This is a genomic window from Mesorhizobium sp. M7A.F.Ca.CA.001.10.2.1 (genome assembly GCF_003998575.1).
Lineage (GTDB): Bacteria > Pseudomonadota > Alphaproteobacteria > Rhizobiales > Rhizobiaceae > Mesorhizobium.
Genome location: NZ_RZQY01000430.1, coordinates 1 through 5,127, shown reverse-complemented (window position 1 = coordinate 5,127; position 5,127 = coordinate 1). Strand labels below are relative to the sequence as shown.

The following is a 5,127-nucleotide window of genomic DNA, read 5'->3' as shown; positions in this document are numbered from 1 at the left end:
GGCCAACGCGACGCTGACGGCGATCGTCATCATCTCCATGGTGCTGACGCCGCTGGCCATCATCGCCTTGCGCTATCTGACGCCGCGTGACGAGCAGTCGCTCGACGGGGTCGATGTCGCCGATGGCCTGACCGGCAGCGTGCTGGTCATTGGTTTCGGCCGCTTCGGCCAGATCGCGAGCCAGCCGCTGCTGCTGCGCGGCATCGACGTCTCGATCATCGACAATGACGTCGAGATGATCCAGGCGGCGGCCGATTTCGGCTTCAAGGTCTATTATGGCGACGGCACGCGACTGGACATCCTGCATGCCGCCGGCGCCGGCCGTGCGCGCGCCGTGCTGATCTGCGTCGACAAGGCCGATGTGGCTGTTCGCATCGCCCAGTTGATCAAGGCTGAGTTTCCTTTGCTCACCGTGCTGGCCCGCGCTTTCGATCGTGGTACCGCGCTGCAGCTCATTCGCGCCGGCGTCGACTACCAGCTGCGTGAAACCTTCGAATCCGCACTTGTTTTCGGCGGCTCGGCCCTGGAATCGCTGGGCGTCGATCCCGAAGACGTGGCTGAAACGATCGAAGACGTCAGGCGCCGCGACACCGACCGCTTCGAAACCCAGCTTGCCGAAGGCATTCGCGCCGGACAGCGCTTCCTGAGAGGCAATATCGGTACGCCGATTCCGACACCGCTCTCCACGCCGCGCCGGCCTGGTCAGGCACTCAATGAAGAAACCGCGGGTGTGCTGCACAAGTCCGAACCCGCCGATTGAGCAAGGAATTAGGCATGGAATTGGACAGCAGGGCCCTGTCGGTCACCAAATTCTGGCGCGATGCCGGCGAGGATGCCTGGTTCGAGAAGAACGAAGCATTCGATGCCGAGTTCCGCGACCGCTTTCTCGGCCTGCACTACGCCGCCGCGCGGCGTGAATGCGACGACTGGCTGGAACATGCCGAAGGCGCGCTGGCGCTGATGATCCTGCTCGACCAGTTTCCGCGGAACTGTTTTCGCGGCACCGGCCATATGTACGCGACCGATCCGCTCGCCAGATATTTCGCGGAGAGGGCGATCGCGGCTGGTCATGACCTGGCACTCGAGGAAGAACTCCGCGTTTTCCTCTACCTGCCTTACGAGCATTCGGAACTGCTGGCCGACCAGGACATTTCGGTCGAACTGACGCAGGCCTGGGCCGAGCCATACCTGAAGTACGCTGTCGAACACCGCGATATCATTCAGAATTTCGGCCGTTTTCCGCACCGAAACAAGATGCTTGGCCGCGAAACCACCCCGCAGGAGCAGACGTTCCTGGATGGCGGCGGCTTCTCCGGTTAAAGACCCCGCTCCAAGGTGTGTTGAGATTCAGGTCAGGCCGAGTCGAAAACGGTGGGTTCCGAGAACCGGAGCGGAGCGTACATTTGGGTACGTGAGCACCGGAAGCGCAGGAACTCGCCGTTTGCAGGCCGGCATCACCTGAATATCAACGCACCTAGGCCAACCACCAATCCCGGCCGGAGGACAATCGCTCGATGCCTGAAGTATCGACGGCGACCAGGCGGTCGGTGATGCTGCGACCGCTGACAACCAGGCCGGGCGCGATCTCGGCCAGCGGCGCCAGCACGAAGGCGCGCTCCAGCATGCGCGGATGCGGCACCTCCAGTCCGGTCTCGTGGATGACGCGGTCCCCGAACACCAGAATGTCGATATCGATCAGCCGCGGCCCCCAGCGCTCCTCCCGCACCCGCTTCAGCTTGCGCTCCGCATCGAGGCAGAGGTCGAGCAAGGCACGCGGTGCAAGCACGGTGGAAATCTCGGCGGCCGCATTGAGACAATCGGGCTGATCGAGCTTGCCCCAGGGCGGCGTGCGATAAAGCGAGGAGACGCCGGTGACACGCGTATCCGCGTCGGCATCCAGCATGCGCAGCGCCGCGCCCATGGATTTCGCCGGATCGCCAAGATTGCCGCCAAGGCTGAGATAAACGGTACTATTCGGGCCAGACAACGGTCACCTCGACATAATCGAGCACGCCAGGCACCGGTGCGTTCGGCTTGCGCACCGTGATCTCGGCTTTCTTAATCTGCGGAAAACGCGCCGTCAGCGCACGGGCCACTTCGAGCGCCAGCGACTCGATGAGAAAACGGCGCTGCCCGGTGATGATCTTCTCAATGACGGTGAATGCAATGCCGTAGTGGACTGTATCCTCGATCGAATCCTCGGCAAGCGCGCGGCCTGGATCGACGGTGAGAACAGCATCGACATAGAAGCGCTGGCCGAGCCTTTCCTCCTCGTCCAGCACGCCGTGCCGGGCAAAGAAAGCGCAGTTCTTCATGCGGATGACATACATCGCTCAGTTTCTCGCCTGGTCCGTCCGACGCGCCAGCATAGCATCCGCGAGCGCCAAAGCGTCCACGTTGAATGCGACATCGTGGACGCGAAACAGATCGGCGCCCTGGAGCCTCAATATAACGCTGGTCGCCGCTGTTCCGACCCCTCTGTCGGCGGCATCACGGCCGGTGACCGTGCCGATGAAGCGTTTTCGCGACGTACCGGCCATCAGCGGCAGGCCGAGGGCATGCAATTCCGAAAAGCGTGCCATCAGGTCGAGATTTTCCTCCGCCGTCTCCTTGGCGAATCCGAAACCGGGATCGAGCACGATACGATCGTCGGCGATGCCGTTCTGGCGGGCGATTTCCAGCGACCTTCGCAGGAACGTCAGTTGATCGGCAATCGCATCCGGCAGCTTCTGGCGATCCCGCCCAGTATGCATGATGACAAGCCCCGCGCCGGTGTCGGCGGCGACACGCGCAATATCGGGCTCGCGCTGCAAACCCCAGACATCGTTGACGATATGCGCGCCGGCGGCGACCGCCAGCCGCGCCGTGTCGGCACGATAGGTGTCGACCGAAATCAGCACCTCGCTCACGCCCGCCAGCGCTTCGATCACCGGCAGGATGCGGTCCTGTTCCTGGCTGGCCGATACCGCGGCAGCACCTGGGCGCGTCGATTCTCCGCCGACATCGACAACCAGCGCCCCTTCCCCGATCATGCGGCGCGCCTGGGCCAGCGCCTTTTCAGGGGCGTCGAACTGGCCGCCGTCGGAAAAGCTATCGGGCGTGACATTGAGGATGCCGACGACCACGGCCTTGCCGCCAAGGTCGAGATGGCGTCCATGCGCCAACTGCCATCGCCGGGCCGTCATTGCTCATCGACCATGGAGTTCATCAATCATGTGTGATCCCTGGCGGATCAATTTCATTGCGCCGGCAACGGCCGTAAAGCAAGGTGATCGAAGAGGCAACATGATGAAGCGAGCCATGCTTGGCATGAAAAGACGGTCCCTGGGCGTGAAACGATCCTTGGCTTGCGCGCTGCTGCTCGCCATGACCCCGCTTCCGGCGGCGACCGCCAATCTCGTCAAGACGTACAGCTATTTCGCCATCGGCGGCAGCACCCTCGACGACATCGAGGCACAACTCTCCAAACGCGGGCCGGAGGTGAAAAGCACCGGCAACCGGCACCCGGGCGCCACGCAGATGGCCTTCACCACCCGTGTCAGCTATGCGCAGACGCCGAGTTCCTGCCGGATCGCCGACGCGGCGGTGACCGTCAAGGTGAAGGTGATCCTTCCCGAGTGGCGCCGCCCGCGCAAGGCCGACGCCGATGTCAGGCTGTTCTGGGATACGCTGTCCGCCGACATCAAGCGCCATGAGGAGCGCCATGTCGAAATCGCCAAGAACCATGGCGGCGAACTCGAAGAGGCCTTGAAGGCCACCTACCCGCAAAAGAACTGCGATGCCGCCAAGGCCAAGGCGGCCGCGATCACCGCGGCTGTCCTGGCCAAGCACGACCGCGCCCAGCTTCAGTTCGACCGCGTCGAAAGCGTCAATTTCGAAAGCCGCATCTTGCGGCTGCTGCGCTACCGCATGGAGCGCATCGGCAACGGCCGACTGCCGCCGGCCTGAACGCACCCGAACTGAAAGCCAAATTCGCTGGAGGTAGTGCCAGATTCGAAAAACTTTCGAGCCCCTGTCGAAACCGGCCTATATGGGACGACATATGTCAGGCTCGCCAGACGCGAGCTTAAAACACCAATGCGATCCAAACGGTCAAGAAACCGGAACGGCTGAACAGGGCCGGTCAAATCGCAAGCTTATGGATGAACGATCATGGACCAGGCTGTCGATAACAAAACGATGGCGGAAACCGGCACGCCGATAACAGAGAGCGAAAAGAACGCCATTATCGGCGGCGTGCTGTTGTCGATGCTGTTGGCGGCACTCGACCAGACCATTGTTGCGCCAGCCATGCCGACCATCGGGCATGCGCTCGGAAACGCACACTATCTGCCATGGATCGTCACCGGTTATCTTCTGACCGCTACCGCCGTGGCCCCGCTCTACGGCAAGATTTCCGATGTCTACGGACGCCGGCCGACCGTCTATGCCGCGATCCTGATCTTTTTGGCGGGATCGCTGGTCAGTGCGATGGCTCCCAACATGTTTGTGCTGGTTGTCGGGCGGGCGATCCAGGGCGCCGGCGGCGGCGGCTTGTTCGCGTTGACGCAGACCGTGGTCGGCGATCTCGTTCCGCCGCGCGAGCGGGCACGCTATGCCGCCTGGTTCTCCGGCACATGGGCTGTCGCCAGCGTTGCCGGTCCGTTGCTCGGCGGCACTTTCGCAGAGCACCTGCACTGGTCACTGATCTTCTGGATCAACATTCCGCTTGGTGTTCTTGCGATGGCGATCATCAACAAGCCGCTCAAGAAACTGCCCGTTGCCGCAAAGCGCCATCGCATCGACGGCCTGGGCGCGTTGCTTCTGATCATTGCCACGGCGCTGCTGCTGCTCGCATTGAACTGGGGCGGCAGCGCCTATCCCTGGATTTCGCTTGAAGTCATCGGCGTTCTCTGCGGTTCGGCGATTTTCTGGGGCGCTTTTGCCTTGCGGCTTATGCGAGCCGCCGAGCCGCTCATCTCACTCGAAGTGCTTGGCAATCCAATCGTCCTGGCGGGCACGCTTTCGATGTTCCTGCTTCAGGCCGCAAGCGTCGGCATGGCTGTGTACCTGCCCGTCTATCTTCAGGCGGTGCTCGGCCTGTCGGCCGCAGAGTCGGGCATCGCGATGCTCGGGCTTCTGCTGGGG

At 62.6% G+C, this 5,127-nt stretch carries 7 protein-coding genes; 4 read left to right on the top strand and 3 right to left on the bottom strand.

Annotated elements, in window-relative coordinates:
* Window positions 1-760, top strand: a 760-nt coding sequence (locus tag EN964_RS23810) for an NAD-binding protein (protein ID WP_206528749.1), incomplete at its 5' end; no start/stop codon positions are given.
* Window positions 761-774: 14 nt separating this feature from the next.
* Window positions 775-1,320 carry a DUF924 family protein gene (locus EN964_RS23805; RefSeq protein ID WP_127272684.1) on the top strand — a complete coding sequence of 182 codons (546 nt, stop codon included), beginning with the start codon at window positions 775-777 and terminating at the stop codon, window positions 1,318-1,320.
* Window positions 1,321-1,474: 154 nt separating this feature from the next.
* Here EN964_RS23805 and folK read toward each other — a convergent pair whose 3' ends face one another.
* The 3 genes from folK to folP are packed head-to-tail and all read right to left on the bottom strand — an operon-like array spanning window position 1,475 to window position 3,185.
* Entirely contained in the window at window positions 1,475-1,987 is a 513-nt protein-coding gene (gene folK / locus EN964_RS23800) for a 2-amino-4-hydroxy-6-hydroxymethyldihydropteridine diphosphokinase (RefSeq protein WP_127276787.1), read from the bottom strand.
* Window positions 1,971-2,330 (bottom strand): dihydroneopterin aldolase, encoded by a 360-nt coding sequence (gene folB, locus EN964_RS23795; protein WP_023813034.1) that lies wholly within the window; start codon window positions 2,328-2,330, stop codon window positions 1,971-1,973. The genes folK and folB overlap by 17 nt, the downstream gene beginning before the upstream one ends.
* Window positions 2,331-2,333: 3 nt before the next feature.
* Window positions 2,334-3,185, bottom strand: a complete 852-nt coding sequence (gene folP / locus EN964_RS23790) for a dihydropteroate synthase (RefSeq protein WP_127271860.1) — start codon at window positions 3,183-3,185, stop codon at window positions 2,334-2,336.
* Window positions 3,186-3,288: 103 nt separating this feature from the next.
* Between folP and EN964_RS23785 the strand changes: the two genes are divergently transcribed.
* On the top strand, window positions 3,289-3,948 hold the full coding sequence (locus EN964_RS23785; protein ID WP_127272711.1) for a DUF922 domain-containing Zn-dependent protease: 660 nt from the start codon (window positions 3,289-3,291) through the stop codon (window positions 3,946-3,948).
* 204 nt (window positions 3,949-4,152) lie between these two features.
* A partial coding sequence (locus EN964_RS23780; RefSeq protein ID WP_127276785.1) for an MFS transporter occupies window positions 4,153-5,127 on the top strand: 975 nt, incomplete at its 3' end.

Excerpts from the sequence above, each read along its gene's own strand:
- folB (WP_023813034.1), bottom strand. The coding sequence starts at position 2,330 with ATGTATGTCATCCGCATGAAGAACTGCGCTTTCTTTGCCCGGCACGGC.
- folP (WP_127271860.1), bottom strand. The coding sequence starts at position 3,185 with ATGACGGCCCGGCGATGGCAGTTGGCGCATGGACGCCATCTCGACCTT.
- EN964_RS23805 (WP_127272684.1), top strand. The coding sequence starts at position 775 with ATGGAATTGGACAGCAGGGCCCTGTCGGTCACCAAATTCTGGCGCGAT.
- EN964_RS23785 (WP_127272711.1), top strand. The coding sequence starts at position 3,289 with ATGAAGCGAGCCATGCTTGGCATGAAAAGACGGTCCCTGGGCGTGAAA.